The sequence below is a fragment of the Senegalimassilia anaerobia JC110 genome (genome assembly GCF_000236865.1).
GTDB classification, from domain to species: Bacteria; Actinomycetota; Coriobacteriia; order Coriobacteriales; family Eggerthellaceae; genus Senegalimassilia; species Senegalimassilia anaerobia.
The window spans coordinates 167,934-188,616 of sequence record NZ_HE611016.1 but is presented as its reverse complement, the minus strand read 5'-3'; the positions used below and the strand labels follow the sequence as shown (position 1 = coordinate 188,616).

General features: G+C 63.9%; 14 protein-coding genes. 4 read left to right on the top strand and 10 right to left on the bottom strand.

The features are described 5' to 3' along the window. Positions 1–309: 309 nt before the first annotated feature. Positions 310–918, top strand: coding sequence for an alpha/beta hydrolase-fold protein (locus tag SFHG_RS07045; RefSeq protein WP_042435655.1), 609 nt, complete (start codon positions 310–312; stop codon positions 916–918). A gap of 367 nt (positions 919–1,285) precedes the next feature. Here SFHG_RS07045 and SFHG_RS07040 read toward each other — a convergent pair whose 3' ends face one another. The 3 genes from SFHG_RS07040 to SFHG_RS07030 are packed head-to-tail and all read right to left on the bottom strand — an operon-like array spanning position 1,286 to position 6,219. After that, positions 1,286–2,038 carry a cytochrome b/b6 domain-containing protein gene (locus SFHG_RS07040; RefSeq protein ID WP_042435652.1) on the bottom strand — a complete coding sequence of 251 codons (753 nt, stop codon included), beginning with the start codon at positions 2,036–2,038 and terminating at the stop codon, positions 1,286–1,288. After that, positions 2,038–2,988 (bottom strand): 4Fe-4S dicluster domain-containing protein, encoded by a 951-nt coding sequence (locus SFHG_RS07035; RefSeq protein ID WP_042435649.1) that lies wholly within the window; start codon positions 2,986–2,988, stop codon positions 2,038–2,040. The genes SFHG_RS07040 and SFHG_RS07035 overlap by 1 nt, the downstream gene beginning before the upstream one ends. A 15-nt stretch (positions 2,989–3,003) precedes the next feature. Next, positions 3,004–6,219, bottom strand: a complete 3,216-nt coding sequence (locus SFHG_RS07030; RefSeq protein WP_042435646.1) for a molybdopterin-dependent oxidoreductase — start codon at positions 6,217–6,219, stop codon at positions 3,004–3,006. Positions 6,220–7,048: 829 nt separating this feature from the next. On the opposite strand from SFHG_RS07030, the gene proC reads away from it, so the two are divergent. Then, complete coding sequence (gene proC, locus SFHG_RS07025) at positions 7,049–7,840, top strand: pyrroline-5-carboxylate reductase (RefSeq protein ID WP_042435644.1); 792 nt, start codon at positions 7,049–7,051, stop codon at positions 7,838–7,840. 460 nt (positions 7,841–8,300) lie between these two features. Here proC and alr read toward each other — a convergent pair whose 3' ends face one another. Next, the gene (alr, locus tag SFHG_RS07020) at positions 8,301–9,770 is read right to left on the bottom strand and encodes an alanine racemase (RefSeq protein ID WP_081469034.1); all 1,470 of its coding nucleotides are present in this window, start codon (positions 9,768–9,770) and stop codon (positions 8,301–8,303) included. A gap of 551 nt (positions 9,771–10,321) precedes the next feature. Here alr and SFHG_RS10790 point away from each other — a divergent pair. After that, the gene (locus SFHG_RS10790; RefSeq protein WP_081468995.1) at positions 10,322–10,939 is read left to right on the top strand and encodes a zinc ribbon domain-containing protein; all 618 of its coding nucleotides are present in this window, start codon (positions 10,322–10,324) and stop codon (positions 10,937–10,939) included. Positions 10,940–11,856: 917 nt separating this feature from the next. Here SFHG_RS10790 and SFHG_RS07000 read toward each other — a convergent pair. The 6 genes from SFHG_RS07000 to SFHG_RS06970 all read right to left on the bottom strand — a co-directional run bounded on the left by SFHG_RS07000 (position 11,857) and on the right by SFHG_RS06970 (position 18,236). Beyond that, positions 11,857–12,354: a MogA/MoaB family molybdenum cofactor biosynthesis protein gene (locus SFHG_RS07000; RefSeq protein WP_042435639.1), complete on the bottom strand. Its 498-nt coding sequence runs from the start codon at positions 12,352–12,354 to the stop codon at positions 11,857–11,859. Positions 12,355–12,585: 231 nt separating this feature from the next. Then, complete coding sequence (locus tag SFHG_RS06995; RefSeq protein ID WP_042435637.1) at positions 12,586–13,842, bottom strand: molybdopterin molybdotransferase MoeA; 1,257 nt, start codon at positions 13,840–13,842, stop codon at positions 12,586–12,588. 253 nt (positions 13,843–14,095) lie between these two features. Further along, positions 14,096–15,370, bottom strand: a complete 1,275-nt coding sequence (locus SFHG_RS06990; protein ID WP_238318300.1) for an amidohydrolase — start codon at positions 15,368–15,370, stop codon at positions 14,096–14,098. Between the two features lie 259 nt (positions 15,371–15,629). After that, positions 15,630–16,547, bottom strand: a complete 918-nt coding sequence (locus SFHG_RS06980) for a hypothetical protein (protein WP_042435633.1) — start codon at positions 16,545–16,547, stop codon at positions 15,630–15,632. Next, positions 16,535–17,560, bottom strand: a complete 1,026-nt coding sequence (locus SFHG_RS06975; protein WP_042435630.1) for a GHKL domain-containing protein — start codon at positions 17,558–17,560, stop codon at positions 16,535–16,537. Before SFHG_RS06975 ends, SFHG_RS06980 begins: the two co-directional genes overlap by 13 nt. 13 nt (positions 17,561–17,573) lie before the next feature. Next, positions 17,574–18,236 carry a LytR/AlgR family response regulator transcription factor gene (locus tag SFHG_RS06970; RefSeq protein WP_162096564.1) on the bottom strand — a complete coding sequence of 221 codons (663 nt, stop codon included), beginning with the start codon at positions 18,234–18,236 and terminating at the stop codon, positions 17,574–17,576. A gap of 611 nt (positions 18,237–18,847) precedes the next feature. Here SFHG_RS06970 and SFHG_RS06965 point away from each other — a divergent pair. Beyond that, on the top strand, positions 18,848–20,683 hold a 1,836-nt coding region (locus tag SFHG_RS06965), incomplete at its 3' end, for a lipopolysaccharide biosynthesis protein (protein WP_202898144.1).

The following is a 20,683-nucleotide window of genomic DNA, read 5'->3' as shown; positions in this document are numbered from 1 at the left end:
GCGAAATGCGCTTCAGCGTACACGAGGCAAAACATGGGTAGCGAAGACATAATCAGGGAATTCGATGTTTGCGGCAATCACGTGACCGTGCACGTGCCGGCGCATTGCGCAGGCGAAGGGCTCTTGGATAGCGAGCGCTACGGTCGCTGCTCCCAACAACAAACTTTCAGCAGCCGGAATCAGCACGCAGACGACAATGGACGCAACGAAGGCTACGCTCTAGAGCCGTCATGCGGCCAAGAATGCACAGACGCCCGAAGCGGCAAGTATACCGGCAGGGCAAATCCTTCCCCCTCGGACGGTCTTCCGGTGGTTTACCTGCATGTTCATGATGGCGATGGGTCCGAGGTGCTGCAGCTGTGCCGCGAGCTTGGCTACCGGGATTTCGTGCTTGCGGCCATACGGCCGCGTTGCTGGAACGACGACCTGACGCCTTGGGAATGCCCCGGGTTGTTCGCCGGCGACGCGCCGTTCGCGGGCAAGGCGGCCGAACAGCTTCGCCTGCTTGAAGGCGAGATCATCCCGCGCGTCGAGGGAGACGCGCCGCGCAAACCCGAGCAACGCGTGCTGGCGGGTTACTCGCTTGCGGGCCTGTTCGCCACGTGGGCAACCTTCAACAGCGCGGCGTTCGGGCGCGTTGCGAGCGCATCGGGGTCGCTGTGGTACCCGGATTTCACCGGCTATGCCGCTGCGAACGAGTTCGCCCGCAAGCCCGCCTGCGCATATTTCTCGCTTGGCAGCAAGGAGGCGCGCACGCCCAGCCGGCTTTTGCGCAACGTGGCGCAAGGCACGCACGATGTCGTCGAGCTGTTCGAAGCCAGAGACGTGCCCACCATCTTCGAGCAAAACCCCGGCAACCACTTCAAGGAACCTGCCCTGCGTATGGCAAAGAGCATCGCCTGGGCGCTAACTCGATAACCCTTCTGAACCACCGGCAAAAAACAACAACGAGGCTTTTGCGCTCAGGCAAAAGCCTCGTTCTCATTTTGAAAGCACCGCAAACCGCCGACTGCGCGTTTTTGCGGCAACCCAAAACCGCCGAATGCAAAAAACGACACGCTTCAGGTCATGGCTGCACGAAGCCGCACCATGCTTTAACCCGCCCCGCAAAACCAGGGCGAAGGGACCGGCGCCACAAGCCGCTAGCTCGCAGGTTTGCGCTGTCGCAAAAGAGCGGTGCTTCGCCTGCGGCACCGCTCGCCCACTACCGAACAAGATGCGCCAACCCAGAGGCCGGCGCACCCTGCAACGCTATTCCTTTACGCGAAACCGCAGCGCGAACCTGCTACTTGCGGATCACGTTCTTGCCGCTTTCCAGCTCCTTGCGCGCCCAATGGCCCCAGTGGTACAGGGCATCGGACTCGCTGACGGTGCCGTCGCCGAACATCAGGCGGATCGTGCCGCGATATGGCTGGAAAATGCCCGCGCCCAGGAAGATATGCGCCAGGCCGAACACGGCGATCAGCAGAAATCCCAGATCATGCAGCCACAGAATCACACCGGAAGCGCCGCCGAAATCCACAAGCCACCCATTGAGCACGAGCAGCACGCCTGTGACGCCCATGAGCGCGCCAGCCACCCACAGCATGCCGTCGGCGAAACGCTGGCCGGACTTCACCTCGTCCTGATCGGGCATGTGGATCCACTTCGCCATGAACAGGTACGGGAAGAACAGCAGCATCCACTTCTTGTCGTCGCTGTTCCATTTCGCGAACAGGTTCTTGAACACATGCGCAACGCCCTTCGGGGCCATGATCGCGCTGATCAGCGGCACGAGCACGAACACGGCGCCGATGACGCGATGCGACATGCGTATGGTGAACACCGCCTGCGCGCCAAGGACCTGCCCCAGCGCCGGCACGAACACGAACAGGCCCGATACGCACAGAAGCAGGCAGCAGACGATGGTGATGCCGTGCGTCCAGCGCGTCTGACGCGAGTGGCGCTTGATGCGCCGCTCTCCCGCCACGGCCTCGCGCCTCAGGAAATCCTGATCGCTTGCCCAATCCTGCGGGGAAACGCTCACGCCCTTGCTCATTAGCGGCCTCCCTTCCGGCCAATGTTCTCCGTGATGTGCTCCATCACGCTCATCTCATCCTGGCCGTCGCCTTGCTTGACGACCACGCCCTTGTCCACATCGATCGTGTCGCCCGTCTCGGGATTGTAGGCCAGCTTGCTGCGCTTGTACCCCGCTGCCAAGCCGAACATGGCGGCTAAGCCCACCACCGTCAGGCCGGACAGGGCGCCGGTGATCGGTTTCATCACGCGGGTCATCTCCACCGTCGCCGGCACCTGCGGATGCTCGACCATGCCATGGGCCTCGCAGCCGTACTTCAACACATGCAGCACATGCGTAGGATAGTCCTCGGAATCGCCGGCCACGCAAGCGTTCTCGTAGCCGCGTTCGCGCAGCCATGCGACCTTCTCGCGGGCGGTGGCAACCAGCTCATCACGGTCGCCGAACGTGAGCGCGTCGGGCTGGCACGTGGCCACGCACGCCGGCTCCATGCCGTGCCTCACGCGGTCCAGGCAACCCGTGCACTTCTCCAGATGAAGCTGGGCCAGCGGACCATCGCCGCCGTCGTAGCGCGGGACATCGAACGGGCATGCGCTCGAGCAATAGCCGCACCCGACGCATTGCGCCTGGTCAACGTTGACGAATCCCGTATCCGGGTCCTGAGTGAGCGCACCATGCGGGCACACGGCAACGCACGGGGCGTTGTCGCAATGCTGGCAGCTGCGGCGCCCGAACGCCCAGCCGATGGGCTTGGTCGCAAGCGCGGCGGCCGGCTCGGTCTCGTTGAACGAGATGATCAGGCGCGTGATACCGTTGATATCGGGCGGGTTCTGGTACGTTCCGGTGAAGTTCGCCGCGCATGCGTTGAGCTCCGTGGGGCTAGGCAGCTCGTTCCAGCATTTGCACGCCACCTGGCAGCCCTTGCATGCGGTGCACTTGGAGGAATCGAACAGGATCGCTTTCTCTGACATGTTTTCCACTCCTCCTTATGCCTTCTCGATGTTCACGAGGAACGCCTTGTATTCCGGGATGAACGAGTTGGGGTCGCCGACGTTAGGCGTCAGGTCATTGACCGTGTTGACGTCCGTGCCGAACACGCCGGCCCAGCTGTAGTGGTGCGTCATGCCAACCAGGTGGCGCTTCTCGCCGTTGACGGTGAGCGGCTGCACGCGGCGCGTGACCACCGCGGGGATCTCCACCGATCCGCGGTTGTTCCACACGTGCACCTTGTCGCCGTTCTTGATGCCCTTTTCCGCCGCCAGCTCCTCGGACAGCTCGATGAACTGGGTGGGCATGGCCTCGATGAGCGCCGGGCACATGCGCGTCTGACCGCCGGTCTGCCAGTGCTCGGTCACCGAGTACGTGGTTGCCACATACGGGAACTCCTTGAAGTCGGCGTGCGCCGTGGAGGCGTTGCCGGCGAACTTGATGCACGGGTTCGCCAAGCTGCCGTTCATGATGTTGCGCTCAAGCGGGCTTTCGAAGGGCTCGTAGTGCTCGGGCATGGGCGCGTCCACCATGCCGTAGCTGATCAGGCGCGCGTTCTGCTCCCATGTCATGAAGAATGCGTTGTTGTTCGGCTCCACCGGCTTGCCGCCCTTGACGGCCACGAAGTCGGCGTTGTCGTTGAGCTCCCACTTCTGGCCGTCCCATTCGCACAGCGCGCGATCGGGATTCCAGGGCTTGCCCTTGGTGTCGGCCGAGGCGCGGTTGTACAGGATGCGGCGGTTGTTCGGCCAAGCGTAGGACCACTTCGGGTACAGGCCCAGACCCGTGGGGTCGGACAGATCGCGGCTGGCGCAGGGCTGCTCGGCGGCGTCGAGCGGGGCGTCGTTGTTGTTCCAGAAGCCGGAATACACCCACATGCCGCATGCGGTGGAACCGTCGGCGGCAAGCTCGGCGTAGCCCTTGAGCAGGTCGGTTTTCGGGTTCGCGGAGCTAGCATCGCAGTCGGTGCCGGCGATGCGGTAGCCGTTGAGGGCCCAGGCCACGGGGCGCGGGTCGATCTTACCGTCAACGTAGTAGTCCCACTTGGTCTTGAGGATCGGGTCGGGGTTGGCGCCGCCCTCCTTCTTGTACAGATCGCAGATAGCGGTCCACAGAAGGTCGCACATCTCGTAGTCGGGTTTCGCCTCATCCCACGGCTCGACGGCCTGGTAGCGGTACTGGATCCAGCGGCCGGAGTTCAAGATCATGCCCGGCTTCTCGTAGATCAGCGCGCACGGCAAGAAGTACACCTCGGTCTGCACGTCCGCGGGGTTCATATCGGGCGCGCGCCAGAAGCAGGCGGACTCGGTTTCGACCTGGTCAGCCACCACAAGCCAGTCGAGCTTGGCCATGGAGCGGCGCACGAAGCCGGCGTTGGGAGCCGAATGGCACGGGTTCATGCCCCAGTTGAAGTAGCCCTTCATGATGCCCTTGTCCATCAGCTCGAACGTGGAGATGTGCGTGAAGTCCTGCGCACCCTTATCCGAAGGCACCTTCGGCCACCAGTCGAAGCCGTAGTCGTTGTCCACGGTGGCGTTCTCGCCGAACCATTCCTTCAGCGCGCTGACCATGAACTTCGGCTTGTTGGTGTAGTAGCCCGCCGAATAGGTCTGGGACTCCAGCCATTTGCGCAGGCTGGAGCGGTCGGTGGTGTTGGCCCACTTCAGATAGCCGGGCTGCTCGTCGACGAGCATCGCCATGTCCGTGGCGCCCTGGACGTTGGGCTCGCCGCGCAGCGCGTTCACGCCGCCGCCGGGGATGCCGATGTTGTTGAGCAGCAGCTGCAGAATGGACATGGCGCGCGTGTTCTGACCGCCGTAAGAGTGCTGCGTCTGGCCGAGCGCGTACAGGATGGTGCCCGATTTGCCCGGGGCGCCCGATTCGCTATACGTTTTGTACACGAGCTCCAACGTGTCACGGTCCATGCCGCACACGCTGCAAACCGTGTCAAGGTCGTAGCGCTCGTAGTGCTTCTTGAACTGCTGATACACGCACATGGGGTCCTGCAGCGTCATATCGCGCTTGGGCTTGGTGAACGTGGGCGGCGTGAACTCGGGCACGCCTTCTCCCTTGACCCATGCGTAATCGCCCGTGGCCGACGTGTCCCACTCCTCGGTGGATTCCGTCTGGTAATGCCACGAGTGGTTGTTGTAGGTCTTCGTCTCCTCGTCCCAGCCGCTGAACAGGCCCGTTGCGGCGTCAAAGGCGAAATCGGGGTCGAGCAGGTAGCTGGCGTTGGTGTAGTTGACGAAGTACTCGAAGTTGTAGTTCGCAGGGTTTTGCCCTGTGCGGTTGTACTCGGCCAAGCCCGGCTCGATGAGATTCTCGATGATGTAGTTGTACATGCCGCCGTAGAAGGCGATGTCGGTGCCGCTGCGCAGCGGGCAGTAGATGTCGGCCTGCTCGGCGGTGCGGGTGTAGCGCGGGTCGACGACGATCCACTTCGCACCGCGCTCATGGGCACGCTCGAGATGTAGGCTGCTCACCGGATGGCTCTCGCAGCTGTTCGAGCCGCAATGCAGGATGTAGTCGGTGTTGGCCATGTCGGTCCAGTGGCTGGTCATCGAGCCGCGGCCGAACGTGGGAGCCAGGCCCACCACCGTGGAGCTATGGCACACGCGAGCCTGGTTATCCAGGGCGACGATACCCAGGGAGCGCATCATCTTGGTGATGAGATACTGCTCCTCGGAGTTTTCCTGGGAACCGCCCAGACTGGCGATGGCCGGCGTGTAGTTCACCGTCAAGCCGTCCTCACGGCGCTCGACAAAGGTAGCATCGCGCGTGTCCTTCACGTGGCGCGCGATCTCCTTGACGGCATCGTCCCAGGTGATCGCTTCCCAATCGCTTGCCCCAGGACGACGCACCATGGGTTTGGTCACGCGATCAGGATTCTTCACAACCTGGCGCGTATCCGGGTCCACGATGTTGCGCAGCTGGAACATGGTGGCGCCCTTTGGGCACAGGCCGCCCTCGTTGATGGGATGGTCCGGGTCGCCTTCCAGGTTGATCAACTCGCCGTTGCGCGACGAGCACAGGCTGCCGCAGCCGCCGGCGCAATAACAGCAGATGTTGGTATGCTCCTCGGTTCCTTCGAGCTTCCATTCTTTGTCGGCTTCGGCCGCAAAAGCCGTGGTTTGCGAGGACAGCTCAAAAGCCAGGCTGGTGGCAAGCGCGCCGCCGGTGGCCTTGAAGAAACCTCTTCGTGATAGATTCATAGGATTCGCATCCCCTCTCACAGGTTCGCGCCGGACACGCCAAGGCAAAGCACGCTGCGCAAAAGCGCAGCCGATCGGCGGCACCCGCGCAGAGCGCTCGATCTTGACGGCAGCAGCCCTCACCCTGCCGAAGCGCGCGAAGGCGCACAAAGGTCGGGTAGGCACACCGCGCTCTCGCACACGCGGCACATAACCTGTTCACTCGTCAACAGCGATTTCGTTTTTCAGAATGGGGTCCCCTCTGTAGGCACGGCGCCTCGTCATGCGCCTTGCAGAAGTCGCCTTGCTTGCCGTCAACGCCGCGCAGATCGGTCTCGACCGCAAACATGGAAGCCTAACACGAGGGTTCGGAAAGGTCCGGAACCTTCAAGAACCACCATACGCCTAAACGGATTGCGCACCGTATTGAGATAAGGGTTATGCGGGTTTTACCGGTGAACGGCCGCAACGCTTTACGAAATATGCACACCCCCTTATGAATATCTGGTCGCTCTTTAGTTTTCGTGCATATTGCCGTAGCGTTTCGGCATGAAGATAACTTGCTTAGGCGGGGACTGTTTCGCGGTTTCAGCCCCTGCAGCTTTTCGAGATCGCCCATTTCCTTCGTTTTGCCGGGTTTGCCTGGCCTGCTTTGCCGCCCGGACGGCTTGCCGGATAGGCGGCTCCGTCGAACGGGCGCCCAACCGGATGCCACCTCCCCGCACGATCGCCTTGCCGCCCGGCGCCTTCGCCGCCCGCGCGCTTCGTCACACGCTGGACATGGCGATGACGTAAAATCATCTGCAACGCAAATCGCGGACAACGGGAGCAACACGGCAAAGGAGACGCAATGGACGCAAGCACCGCACGCATCGGGTTCATCGGGTTCGGCAACATGGCACAGGCCATGGCGAAGGGGCTGGTGGAACACGCCGGCTTCGATGGCGGCCGCATCACCGCCTGCGCCGCGCACTTCGACAAGCTGGAGGCAAGCTGCAAGCCGCTGGGAGCGAACGCCGTGCACACCCCCGCCGAGGTCGCCGAGGCAAGCGACCTGGTCATCGTGGCCGTGAAGCCCTATATGGTTGCCGACGTGCTGACGCCGGCGCGCGAGGCGCTTGCCGGCAAGGCCGTGGTGTCGGTTGCAGCGGGCCTGCTGTTCGACTTCTACGAGGACCTGCTGGGCGCCGGCAGCCACCACCTTTCCACCATCCCCAACACGCCTATCGCCGTGGGCTGCGGCGTGATCGCCTGCGAGCAGAAGCATTCGCTCAGCGATGATGAATGGGAAACGTTCACTGGGCTGTTCGGCGGCATCGCGCTCATCGAGCCCGTTGCGGGCCATCTGCTCTCGACCGCCAGCGCCGTCGCCGGGTGCGGCCCCGCCTTCGCCGCCATGTTCCTGGAGTCGCTGGCAGACGGCGGCGTGAAGAACGGCCTGCCCCGCGCCACCGCGTATCGCCTGGCGGCGCAGATGATGGCCGGCACCGCGCAGCTGCATCTGGCCACCGGCACGCACCCCGGCGCCATGAAGGACGCCGTGTGCAGCCCCGGCGGCACCACCATCAAGGGCGTCGCCGCGCTTGAAGCGGCCGGCCTGCGCAACGCGCTCATCAGCGCCGTCGACGCAACGCTGCAGTAGCGGGAAGGCATCACTCGCCAGAGAGAACGCCACGGCGAAAGGCGCCGCAAACGCAAACGGGAAGATTCCCAAGGCGCCATCGCGTAAGCGGCGCGCATCGGAAAGCGTGGCGGAGGACCTCAAAGCCCGATACGCATTCTATTCGGGCCATCGCCGAACGTACGAACACCCTGGTAGATCGGGGCCCGAAACCGATGGTGCGCCTAGCCCCTAAAACCGCATACGCAAAAAGGCCTTCTACATCCCGACCAAAGGGAAGCAGAAGGCCTTTTCATTCACTTGAGAAGAGTTACCAGGTGCCAGCTTTGACAACTTACATAGGGGGATTTAAGCAGGACCTCTTGACGCGGAATCACCCCGGGCGCAAACCCTCAAGCCAAAACGTGCTGGAGCCCGGCTATAGCCGACCGAATCGGAAGCCTCGGGTCGGAGTCGCTCCGGCGCAGCCCCGCTTCCCCGCTTACACGTAGTAACGCGGCATACGCTGGGCGAACCCGATGCACAGCTCGTGCGGGATGGTGTTCAGGGTTTCGCACATCTCCTCAATGGTGACCATGGCGTCGCCTTGCTGGCCCACGATGAGGACCTCGTCGCCCACCTGGGGATCGACGCGGCGACGGCGCGCGTAGCTGCGCAGATCCACCTCGAACATGCACTGGTCCATGCAGATGTTGCCCACCTGGCGGCAGCGCACGCCGTCGACCAGGAAGTCCGTGCGGCTTGACAGCCCGCGGCGCAGGCCGTCGCCGTAGCCGACGGGCACGGTGCAGATCTTCACGCTGCCGGGGCTGCGGTAGTTCAGCCCGTAGCTGACGCCCTCGCTCATGGGCACCAGGCGCGTGTCGGTGATGCGCGCGTGCACGCTCATGGCGGGGCGCAGCTCGATGAGCGGCGTGGTTTCAGGGCAGGGCTGGTAGCCGTACAGGCCGATGCCCAGGCGCACCATGTCGAAGCGCACGTCGGGGTAGCGGATGGCGGCGGCGGAGTTCGCACAGTGCACGATGCCGGGGTTTATGCCCGCCGCGCGCAGCCCCTCGACTGCCTCGATGTAGCGCTTCGCCTGGATATGGAAGTCGAGCGTTTCCGGGCAATCCGCCGTGGCGAAGTGCGTGAACACGCCCTCAAGCTCAAGCGCGCGATGGAAGCCGATCTGATGCATGAAGTTCACCACTTCGTCCCAGCGCACGCCGATACGGTTCATACCCGTGTTGATCGCCAGGTGATACGGCGCGCGCAGCCCCATGGAGTCTGCGGCCTCGGCGTATTTGATGGCGAACTCGGAGGAGTACACCGCCGGCATGATCTTGTAGGCAAGCAGCAGCGGGATGGCGCTGGCAGGCGGCTCGGCAAGCATGAGGATAGGCGCGTTGACCAGGCCTTCGCGCAGTTTGATGCCCTCGTCGACCGTGGCGACGCCCAAGTAGTCGGCGCCGGAGTTCAACGCCGTCTTCGCAACGCGCACCGCGCCGTGGCCGTATGCGTCGGCCTTCACGACGGCCATCATATGGCGGCCCGATCCGATCATCTTCTTGACGGCGGAGGCGTTGTGGCGGATGGCGTTCAGGTCGATTTCCAGCCAGGCCCAACGGCGATCCTTTTCAGGGATGGTGGCCAGCTTCTCAGGGTCGAACTCCACGCGGCCCTCGGTGTTTTCGCCGTCTGCGGAATATGACGCCGCCGCTTCCTCGCGATCGCGGTTGTATTGGAACGCGCCGCGCACCTCGTTGGCAGCGTCGGATGCGGCTTCGCGCTCGGTCAGGAAGCCGTTAACCCCGCCACGGCGAGGCGTCTGCGCAGGCGCAGGCTGACCGGCATGAGCCGCGCGCTGGGCTTCGCGCTCGCGGATGGCGTCCGCCGCGCTGGTACCGCCCGCCGGCTTGCGGAACGCGAAACCGGTGAAACCGTTGGGAAGCTGAGTATTGTCTGCCATGTTCTGCACCCTCTTGAAACCATTGCTTTGCCCGAATGCGCAGGTCGGCGATGCCGACGCACGGCGAAGCCGCGACGCGCGACGGGTCTGTCGTATAGCGGACACAAGTATATCACTGGGGAATTGCGGGGACGCTTCTGCGCAAACCCTGCAGATACCGGCCGGCGGCAGGCAAAGCGCCGCCTGACACTTGGGGACGGAGGGTTATCTGTCCGGACACTTGGGGACGGAGGGTTATCTGTCCGGAACCCGACGCTTGGGGACGGAGGCCCTTCCTTCGGAGAACGAAGCGAACCATCCGCTCAAATACCGAAGCCCGGCGAGGAGAAGCCGATTGGCGCGGCCAATCGGCCTGCAACGCGTCTGCGCGACGCGCGCTTTCTACCCCACTCCCCTACGTTTACCGGGATTATGCAACGCTTTTCATGGTAGTCGTCCATAAAAACTGCACTGATAAGCTACAATAAGCACAAGTAGTTTACGGGCTGGCAGCGGTTCGCAATCAATTCATTCGCAAGGCCCGCCCGGGACAAGAGAAATGGAGTACCGCCATGCTATGCCCCAACTGCGCAACCGAGAACGTCGCCGATGCGAAGTTCTGCGGCAACTGCGGAACGCCCCTGAACGCCGCGGCGCCGGAGCCCGAGGCGCCTGCTGCGCCCGAAGCTCCCGCAGCTCCTGTTGCAGCTGCTGCGCCGGTTCCGCCGGCCGTACCCGCGACGACCGCTGCGCCGGTCCCACCTGCAGCTCCGGTCCCGCCGATCGCCCAGCAACCGGCCGTAGCCCCACAGCAATATGCTGCCGCTCAGCAACCCGCCGCGCCGCAATCACCCTACGCCGCTGCCCCGCAGCAGCCGTACGGCACACCGCAGCCGCCTTACGGCGTTCCCATGCCTGAGAAAACATACGTTGTGGAGGGAAGCAATCAGACGCTTCGCCTCATCGCGTTCATCATGAACATCGTGGCCCTGGTCGTCATTGGAATCGGCGGCATCGCAACGCTCGGCATCGGGCTGGTCCCCTTAGCGTGGGGCATTCCCATGACCGTTCGCTCCTGGGGTGTCTACAAGGGCAAAAAGCCCAATACCGTGGCCCTTGGCGTTTGCACCCTGCTGTTCCTGAACATGGTTTCCGGCATCCTGCTACTGGTTGCCCAGAAAGACGAGTAGACAAAAGGCGCTTTGCCTGGCGAAGCAGCGCGAAAGGCTGCAAAACGCGAAACGACACGATACATCGCGAAACGCAAAGCGGGTCCCGCAGCTCAAATCGAGCTGCGGGACCCGCTGCCGTATTCGCGCCACAACAATCGCGAAGCCCCCTTGCACGCATTGCCTTCAGCATGCAGTTTACGGCAAACGGAAGCTAGCGCCATTTCGCCCGCGGCCAGACACTTGGGGACGGAGGGTTATCTGTCCGGAAGAAAACGCACTGTACATTTCGCCTGGCCGGGTTTTGTTTGCGGCGCAAGAATCGTTCATCTTGTCCACCTGTGGCCAAAACGGGCGATTCTTGCTCGCTTACACGCTCCGTGATGGACCTTTTCGATGATTTTTTGCTCATGGAGAGCCACTTCTCCCCAAAACCGCACTTCTGAGGGCTATATCCCGCGAAGAATCGTTCATCTTGTCCAGAGGCGGCCAAAATGAACGATTCTTCACAGCTCACGAAAGAAAACGCCTGCTTCGGCCACGATAGGCTAAAGCAGGCGTCCCTTAGGCTACAACAATCGGGAAGACCCCTTGCACGCATCGCCTTCAGCATGCAGTTTACAGCAAACGGAAGCTAGCGCCATTTCGCCCGCGGCCAGACACTTGGGGACAGAAAGGGCGCGCGAGGCGCCCCAGCAGCCCACGCCCGAATCGAACAGCTCGGCGGCATGACTCCTCGTCTCGACGTCGTACTTCACTCTGAGATCGACGCGCATAAGAAGACCTCCCATTTCTCGTGTCCAAGAAATGGGAGGCGGTTCACGATAGGCTAAAGTGGGCGTCCTATGCGCTATGCATTGCTGCGCATCTTGGTAGCTACCGCAGCTCCAACCTTAATGGCGCGGTGGAAGCATGATGCGGTGGAAGCTCGGTGGTCTCTAGTGGCCGCCGCCGGCCATCATCTTCACGGCGTGCGGAAGCGCGGCTACGATGCCATCCCAGTTCTCGCGGGCGGCCTTCTCGCTGCCCGGAAGGTTCACCACCAGGTGCGTGCCACGCTGCATGCACAACGCGCGCGAGAGCATGGCGAACGGCGTAATGGCCAGGCTGTGAGCACGCATGGCCTCGGCGATGCCGGGCACGTTGCGGTCGCACACGGCCTGCGTGGCCTCGGGCGTGACGTCGCGCAGCGACAGGCCGCTGCCGCCGCAGGTCAGCACGACGTCGGCGTCGATGGTGTCGCATGCTTCCACGATGGCGGCGCTGATCTGCGGCACCTCATCCTTCACCACCACGTGGCTTTTGCATACCCAGCCGTTGTCGGCGATGAGCTGCTCGAGCGCCGCGCCGGCGGTGTCCTGCTTCATGCCGCGCGTATCCGAGCAAGTGATGATGGCGAACGTGATGGGCGCGGATGCGTGATCGTGTTCGGTCATTGGTTCCTCCTTATTTAAAGGTTAAACGCCGGCGAAGCGTGTGCCGGCCGTCTCGGCTGCAGGCCTTCCCTGCCCGCAGCCCGGCTTGTCTGGATAAGGCTTGTGCCGGCTATCCCGACTGCAGGCCTTCCCGGCCGCAGCCGAGCTTGTCGAGATCGGGCGCTTCCCGATCATCGGCGCCGCAGGCCTTCCGGCCCACGGCCCGCCGTCAACCGATCGGGCAAGCGCCGGTTACAGGCACACGTCCTCGTTGACGTCGAGCAGGATGCACTCGACCAGGCTTCCCGCCGTGCGGCCTTCCCCGCCCTCGGGCAGGACGGCCAGGCAGTTGCTGCGCTGGATGACGCCGAACAAACCCGAGCTCTGGTTCTTCGCCGGCTCGACCGCATAGGCGCCGTCGGCGTCCTTCGTGATGGTGGCGCGCAGGTAGATGCGGCGCGCGTCGCCCTTCTTCGCATCGCGCGCGAGACGCGCCTTCACGAGCGGGCGCTGCAGATTGGAATACCCCTGCATCTTGCGCAGCGCCGGACGGATGAGCATCTCGAAGCCGCAGTACGCCGCAGCCGGGTTGCCCGGCAGACCGAATACGGGCGTGCCGTTGACCAGGCCGAACGTCTGCGCTTTGCCCGGGCGCATGTTCACGCGGGTCATAAGCAGTTCACCGGTCTGCTCGACGCAGGGCTTGATGAAGTCGAAGTCGCCATCGGACGCGCCGCCGCTCGTGACCACGAAGTCGTACTCGCGCACCGCTTCGAGCACCGCGACCTTCAAGGCCTCGAGCGAATCCTTCACGATGGGCAGCATGGTGGGAAGCGCGCCCGCGGCGCGGGCGGCCGCGGCCAGCGCATAGCCGTTGGAATTGCGGATCTTGCCCGCGGCGGGAACCTGGGTGGGCGGCACGAGCTCGCTGCCGATGGAGATGATGGCCACACGCGGACGGCGCGGGGTGGGAACCTCGGTCACGCCGCAGCCGGCCAGAAAGCCCACGCCGGCGGCGTTGATGACCTCGCCGGCGCGAACGACGGCCTCGCCGGCGCGCGCCTCCTCGCCCGCTTCGCGCACGTTACCGCGCAGCTTGGCAGGCGCCTCGAAGGCGACGCGGCTGCCGGGGCGGCCGTCGCCTTCCACGTTGCGCACGATCTCGTACTTCACCACGGCGTCGGCGGCCGCGGGCAGCGGCGCGCCGGTCATGATGCGCACGCATGCGCCCTCGGGGATGTCGCCCTCGAAGGTGTCTCCGGCGGCAACCTCCGCGATAACGTCCAGCTCGACGGGTGATTCGGGGCTTGCGGACTGCAGCTGGGCGGCGCGCATGGCGAACCCGTCCATGGCGGCATGGGCGAACGGCGAGATGTCGATATCGCTTTTCAGGTCGACGGCAGCAACGCGGCCGGCCGCGTCCAACACGGGGACCGTTTCCGCAGGCAACTGGGAAACATGCGATAACACCAGGTCACGCGCTTGCTCGACCGAGATCATCTCCGGCATGGCATGTCCTTTCGATTACGAATGATATTGAACCACTGCATTATACCGCTTGCCGAATAAAACGGCACGGATATCGACAAGGCCATCGCAAAGGACGCACCACGCGCAAACCCCAAGCAGGGGACGGAAGCGTGTTCGCCGCCGGGGACGAGGGGGATGCGTTCACGTTCGCACGGGACGCGCGCGAGATCGGCGGAACGCCGCCACACGTGAACGCGCCTCCGTCCCCTGATCACCCGTTCGCTGAGCGGCGCTATCCCTTGGCGCCCGAGAGCATGCGGCAGGCCCATTGAGCCGCCACCATGCTGCCCTTGGCAAGCACGTCCTCGTCAACGGTGTAATGGCAGCTGTGCTGCGGATGGTCGGCTCCCACCTGGGGGTTCCTGGTGCCCACGAAGCAGAACACGCCCGGCACGATGCGAAGGTACTCGCTGAAGTCCTCGCCCGAAAGCGTGCCGCGGTAGTCGGCGATGCCCTGCTCGCCCAGCGTGTCGATCACCGCCTGGCGCGCCACCTCGGCGCACGTGGGGTCGTTGGCAAGCCCGGCGTTGCCCGGCTCAAACGTGAAGCGCGCCGTCGCGCCGAATGCGTGGGCGATGCGGCTGACGATGTGCTCCAGGCGATCGGGGACCTCAGAGCGCAGGCCCTCGGACCACGTGCGCACCGTGCCGGTGAGCCACGCGTGGCCGGCCATGATGTTGCGCGCCTGGCCGCCGTGGAACTCGCCCACGGTGACCACCACGGGTTCAAACGGGGAAACATCGCGGCTGACCAGGATTTGAAGCGCCGCGACCATCTCGGCGCCCACCACCACGGCATCCACGCCCTTGTGCGGCATGGAGCCATGCGCCGAAACGCCGTCGATGTCGATGCGGAACCAATCGGTATTGGCCATGCGCTGCCCGGGCGCGCAGGACACGGTGCCGGCGGGCACCTCGCTCCAGATATGCGCGCCGTAAATAGCGTCCACGCCCTCGAGCGCGCCGGCCTCGATCATGGAAAGCGCGCCGATGGAGATCTCCTCGGCGGGCTGGAAGATGATGCGCACCTCGCCCGCCAGCGAATCGGCGGCATCGCGCAGGATGCGCACGGCGCCGAGCATCATGGCCATGTGCGCGTCATGGCCGCACGCGTGCATGATGCCAGGGTTCTCCGAGGCGAAGGGAAGACCCGTCTGCTCGGTGACGGGCAGCGCGTCCATGTCGGCGCGCAAGGCGACGCGACGCGCCGGCGCCCCATCGGCATCGTAAGCGCCGGGCGCGGTGCCGGCGATGGTTGCGATGATACCGTTGCTGTCGAGCTTTCGATACGGGATGCCCAGCTCATCGAGCTGTTCGCACAACAGTTTCTGTGTATTGGCCTCATGACCGGACACCTCGGGGAAGCGATGGAGCAGGCGGCGCGCGGCGACGATGTCGGGCTGCGCGGCGGCGCCCAAGCTGCGAACGAGATCGGCGGTCGCAGCACCCGCCTGCGGGGTTTGCGCGGCGGCGTAAACGGCGGGAAGCATGGATGCGGCATCAGTCATGACGGGCCCCTTTCGAAGGAGTGCGTTCTCTTTTGGTCCGCTAGCCTACCACACGCGGGGCCGGCCTGCGCGGCACGCGGCGCGCAAGCAGCGGGAAGCAACCGAAACCGCACATGAAAGCGCAGGCAAGCACGCGAAAGCAGGCAACGAAGAGCCCGGCGCGGCAGCGCGAAAACCCGGCGCGTCGACCACCCGGCAGCGGGGGCGGCGCGGCGGCGGGCCCAACGGCGCAAGCCCGGCGCGCGCCCAACACGCAACGCTATCGTCCGTCCAACTCCTTCAGCATGGCGTCGATATGCTGCTCGGCAAGCTGGAGCTCGCCGCGTTCGGCCAGGGCGTTGACCACCTGGACCTGGTTACGCAGATCGTGGCGAAGGCGCGCCGAGCGCTGGGCCATATCGACCGTGTCCTGGTAGTCGGCCAGATACCGGTCGAGTTCGCCGCTCAAATCGGCGGCGCGGGCATCGTCGCGCACCTTGCCGCGAAACCTGCCCACCGCAAGCAGTAGCACGGTGTCCACACCGAAGCACAACAGCATGAGCAGGCCGAACAGTCGCAGCAGCAGCGAATCCCCGTCGCACGGCCCCACCGCCACGCTGAAGCACAACGCCAGCAGCATGGCCTGCACCACGGAGAACACCGCGAACGATGAGGCGATGACCGACGCTCGGCGCGACGACGGCGCGGCCACATCCACCCCTTCTTCCGGATAGAACCTTCTCACCAGCGCGGTAAGCCCCCAGAACAGCGTTATCTCCACGAACACCTCGAACAACGTCGCACATGCGAACAGTGTGGCGTTGGCTGCCACCTTTGCGTGATCGCCGATGGTGGCGCCCGCCAGGATGCCGAACGTCATGTCGAGAAACAGATCACCAGGCAGCACTATGACCAGACCGAACACCGACAAAGTGACGCGCCGCGCCAACGTCCCCCTTCCGAACAGCAAAGGGGCCGAGGCCATGAGCGCGCCGAGCAAAAGATTCGCGAACTCCGCCAAATCGCCCCTTACCAACACGGCGAATACCATGAGGGAAATGCCCACGACCCAATACGCCCATCGATTCCGCAGGTGCAGGATGTGAGACTCGAACCCCAGATACACCAGCCACGTGGGAACGACGACGGACAACACCACGAACGCACCCGCGGGAATGCCGAGGATCATCGGCTCCATCCGCCATCACCTCCATCCTGCGCGGCCCGGTCCTGCTTCAAGATCACGCGCGCACGGTACACGCCGTCGACCTGGCCCGCCTCGAACGTGCCGTCGTGACGTCGCGCCACCTCGCGCACGATGCCCTGCCCCCAGCCATGAGGCACGGATAGATCGGGGAACGGGCCGGCCGCACCGCCATCGCCATCGCCCGGACCGCCGACGCCGCCCGATGCCGGGACGCCTGCGGCCCGTCCCCGCTCCTGAGGAGGCAGGTAGCTGTTCTCCACATCGATGACCAGGTACATCCCCCACAAGCGGGCGGTTGCTTCGACGCGGCGTTGCCCGTCAGGCGATTTCGCGCAGGCGTTCAACGCGTTGTCGAGCAAGTTGGAGAACACGGCGCACAGTTCCACGCCAGGCAGCTGGATGTCCGCGGGGATGTCGAGTTCGGCACAGAAGCGCACGCCCGAATCGCTTGCCGCACGGGCCTTCTGCTCCAACAGCGCATCGACGGCGGGATGCTGGCAGAATCGCTGGGGCCGCGCCCCGATAAGGGAGATAACGCCTTCCAGGCTTTCACCCGCCTTGCCCGCTTGCTCCGCCCGCAAGTCGGCACGCGCCTGCTCGAGCCGTTCGCGAAGCTGATCGCGCAACGCGCTGGCCTGGTCGCGCTCATGCCGGGAACGTTGCCGCAAGGCGCTTTGGACCCGCAGCTGCTCCTGGAGCATGTTCACCTTGCTGGACGAATCGAACCATCGGCACGCCTGGTCGAGCGCACGGAACAGCAGCAGGTCGACCGGCCCGCACGCGATGCCGAGCACGATGAGCGACACGTACACGGCGGCCGACAGCCCGTAACGCGCCGAGCACGCCAAGGGAAACGCGATCAAGCAGATCTGGCTTATGGGGAACAGCATGCACAGCAGCTTCTGCATAAGCCGCGCATCGCGGAGCTTGGTTATGAAGTTGAAGGCGACGACCAGCAGATACGCCGTCAACACGCACAGAACGGCGAATTTCAGCGAGGACATGCTGCTCCTGCGCCTATCGCGCGTTAAGGCCCACGTAGTGGAAGAACGAATCGCGCGCCGACGTACGCTGGCGCTGGCTGACGGGCACTTCCCTGCCCGAACGAAGCAGCACGCTGCTTGGGCGCAGCTCAACGATGCACGCCATGTTCACCAGATAGCTTTTGTGACATTGGACGAAGCACTCGGGCAGCATGTCGAGCATCTGGCCGAGCGTCGCGTACGTTTCAATGCATTCCCCGCGCACGGAGTGCAGGCGCACCTTGCGGCGCTCGCTTTCCACGAACTCCACCTCGGAGGGGTCGACCATGGTTACCGTGCCGTTGTGCTGAATGGCGACGGGGAGCTGGCGGCTGTCCTGCAGGTTGGACAGCGCCTTATCGAGCGCGGCATCGAAATCGGACTGGTTAATGGGCTTGAGCAGGAAATACGTATGCTCGGTCTGGTAGACCGACGTGCAGAACTCGACATGACCGGAAATGTAGATGACCTTAGTGGGGCTTCCCGCGGGGAAATAACGGCGAACCAGCTCGATGCCCGAGGGGTTGCCTTCACCCAAATCGATATCGGTGATGAAGATGTCGATGCGATCATCCGAGGCCATAAGCGCTTCGAACGTGGTGACCCCGGATATGATGTCGACATCAAGCCGTGACCTGCCGGGGTATTTGGACAGCATGCTGCGGAGCACCTTCTGATACTCCTCATTGTCTTCCAATGCGAGAAGGTGAAAAGCCCCCATTGTGCACCCCGATCCCGATTTCCCAAATCCCTGAATTCGCAACAGCGGTTTTCCGCTGCTCCTATTGTTCACCTCAGATTATATGCAATAAGGCGGAACCCCCCCCCTTCACATTTTGTCCAAATGCAACAAAATACCTGGTAGAAGGAATAAACGAAGGTTTTTCAGTAGCAAGCGCAGGAGTTTTGGAAATGAACGCGGCGCGATACGGCAGGGCAAACGGAACGGATGGTTGGCGAACGGTTCGAGTGAATGCTTCGCCGTCATTGGGGTCTGTTGCGAAGCCCGGAATCGAGGCGATGCGGTCATGCTCGCTGAGCCGATCGAGGGTTGGCAACCCGACTTTCGATCCCACGCGCCTCTGCCCCCGTTCATGGGGCTGATGCAGCGCGAATTCGGGAGATAAGAGACGTGCATCGTGCATATGGGGAGCGATGCATAAACAACGGCGAACGGCAAGCTACGACATGGCATCGGAGGGGTGCTTGTGCTGTGAATATCGAACGCAGGGTCGGCCGGTTTCGAGCGACCTCACTATAATATGTCGGATGAACAACTACGAACATACCGGATCCTCGGCAGGCAAGCACGCCGCGCAGCGTCCCGATTTGGAACGCGTGCAGCTCAATGCCGCCGAAAGCCCTTACCCCACCGCTCCGCGCAACGTGCGCGAGGAGCAACGTGCCCAAGCGCAACGCCAGCGCGCGGCGGCCGTGGCGAAACAAGCATCGCAATCGGCCGCAACGGCCCAAGCTGCTACCCTAGGCCAGCAGCCCACGCAGGCCATCCCAGGTCAACAGCCTACCGAGGCCATTCCCGGCCCACGCCGCGGCAAGCATGGCCGCGCGCGCAACGCGCAGCAGGTGCGCAACGGGTGGGATGCGCAGCAGACGCAGACCATCCCGGGTCAGCAGCCTACGCAGGCCATTCCCGGGCAGCAGCCCACCGCCGCCATGCCGGGCGGCCAACCCACCGAGGCCATGCCGCGCGGCAAGCACGGCAAGCGCTCCCGCAACGGCAAGCCCCGCAAGAAAAGCTTCGTCACCCGCAAGGTGGAGGCCTGGTGCTCGCGCGTGCTGGGCGCCGTGAGCGGCGACGGCCTGGCCGAGCAGGAAGCCGAGTATGCCTCCGGGCGCACCACGCGCGACTATGTGTGGAACACGGTGGGCGTGGGCCTGTGGGGCATGGTGTTCCCCGTGCTCACCATCGTGGTCACGCAGCTTGCCGGCGCCGAGCAGGCGGGCATGTTCTCGCTGGCCTTCGTCACGGCGCTTCTGCTCATGTTCGTGGGCAACTACGGCGTGCGCAACTTCCAAGCATCCGACCTTGACGAGGAGTACTCGTTCGCCGATTATCAGGCCAACCGCGTGCTCACCGTGGTCATCATGCTGGTGGCGGGCATCACGTACTGCAAGTTCCGCGGATATACCGACCAGATGTGGCTCATGAGCCTGGGCGTGTACCTTTATAAGGCGGTGGACGCCCTAGCCGATGTCTACGAGGGCCGCCTGCAGCAGGTTGATAAGCTCTACCTTGCCGGCATCTCGCAGGCGTTCAGGTCCGCCGCGGCGCTCATCGGGTTCTCGCTGGCGCTGCTCATCACGCGCAACGTGGGCGTTTCGAGCATCGTCATGGCCGTCATCGCCGCGCTCACGTTCGTGGTGTTCACGTTCCCGTTGGCGCAGCTTGAGACGCCGAAGTCGCGCAGCGCGAACGCCAAGCGCGTGATAGCCCTGCTCAAGCAGTGCTTCCCGCTGTTCGTGGCGCTGTTCATGTACAACCTCATCGACAACATGCCGAAGTTCGTCATGGAAGGCGCGCTGTCCTACGACAACCAGCTGTACTACAACGCGTTGTACTTCCCCGCGCACGCCATCCTGCTGACCAGCGGCTTTATCTACAAGCCCATGCTGCTGAAGATGGCCAACGCCTGGGCGGACCCGGCCAAGCGCAAGAAGTTCGACCTGATCATCGTGGTGATGTTCGTGATCATCGTGGCCATCACCGTGGTGATGGCCGGCGCCATGAGCTGGTTCGGCCTGGCGATCATGAGCTTCCTGTACGGCATCGACTTCGAGCAGTACCGCGGGCTGTGCTTCGTGATGCTGGCGGCGGGCGGCGTGACGGCCGGCATCGAGTTTCTGTACCAGGTGATCACCGTGCTGCGCCGCCAGCGCGCCGTGACCAAGCTGTACCTGATCACCTTCGGGTTCAGCCTGTTCGTGCCTGTTCTGCTGGTGAACTTCACGGGGCTGCCCGGCGCCGTGATCGGATACCTGATCGTCATGTGCATCCTGCTGGTGCTGCTGGTCAGCGAATACGCGTCCATTCGCATGGACCTGCATCGCAAGCTCACCGGCAAGGCCGCACCCGACGCCGAGATG

What these genes read in the sequence shown, in the direction of transcription:
- SFHG_RS06975 (WP_042435630.1), bottom strand. Translation starts at nt 17,560, where the DNA reads ATGTCCTCGCTGAAATTCGCCGTTCTGTGCGTGTTGACGGCGTATCTG.
- SFHG_RS06970 (WP_162096564.1), bottom strand. Translation starts at nt 18,236, where the DNA reads ATGCTGTCCAAATACCCCGGCAGGTCACGGCTTGATGTCGACATCATA.
- SFHG_RS07030 (WP_042435646.1), bottom strand. Translation starts at nt 6,219, where the DNA reads ATGAATCTATCACGAAGAGGTTTCTTCAAGGCCACCGGCGGCGCGCTT.
- SFHG_RS07000 (WP_042435639.1), bottom strand. Translation starts at nt 12,354, where the DNA reads ATGACCGAACACGATCACGCATCCGCGCCCATCACGTTCGCCATCATC.
- alr (WP_081469034.1), bottom strand. Translation starts at nt 9,770, where the DNA reads ATGGCAGACAATACTCAGCTTCCCAACGGTTTCACCGGTTTCGCGTTC.
- proC (WP_042435644.1), top strand. Translation starts at nt 7,049, where the DNA reads ATGGACGCAAGCACCGCACGCATCGGGTTCATCGGGTTCGGCAACATG.
- SFHG_RS06990 (WP_238318300.1), bottom strand. Translation starts at nt 15,370, where the DNA reads ATGACTGATGCCGCATCCATGCTTCCCGCCGTTTACGCCGCCGCGCAA.
- SFHG_RS07040 (WP_042435652.1), bottom strand. Translation starts at nt 2,038, where the DNA reads ATGAGCAAGGGCGTGAGCGTTTCCCCGCAGGATTGGGCAAGCGATCAG.
- SFHG_RS06980 (WP_042435633.1), bottom strand. Translation starts at nt 16,547, where the DNA reads ATGGAGCCGATGATCCTCGGCATTCCCGCGGGTGCGTTCGTGGTGTTG.
- SFHG_RS06995 (WP_042435637.1), bottom strand. Translation starts at nt 13,842, where the DNA reads ATGCCGGAGATGATCTCGGTCGAGCAAGCGCGTGACCTGGTGTTATCG.
- SFHG_RS07035 (WP_042435649.1), bottom strand. Translation starts at nt 2,988, where the DNA reads ATGTCAGAGAAAGCGATCCTGTTCGATTCCTCCAAGTGCACCGCATGC.
- SFHG_RS10790 (WP_081468995.1), top strand. Translation starts at nt 10,322, where the DNA reads ATGCTATGCCCCAACTGCGCAACCGAGAACGTCGCCGATGCGAAGTTC.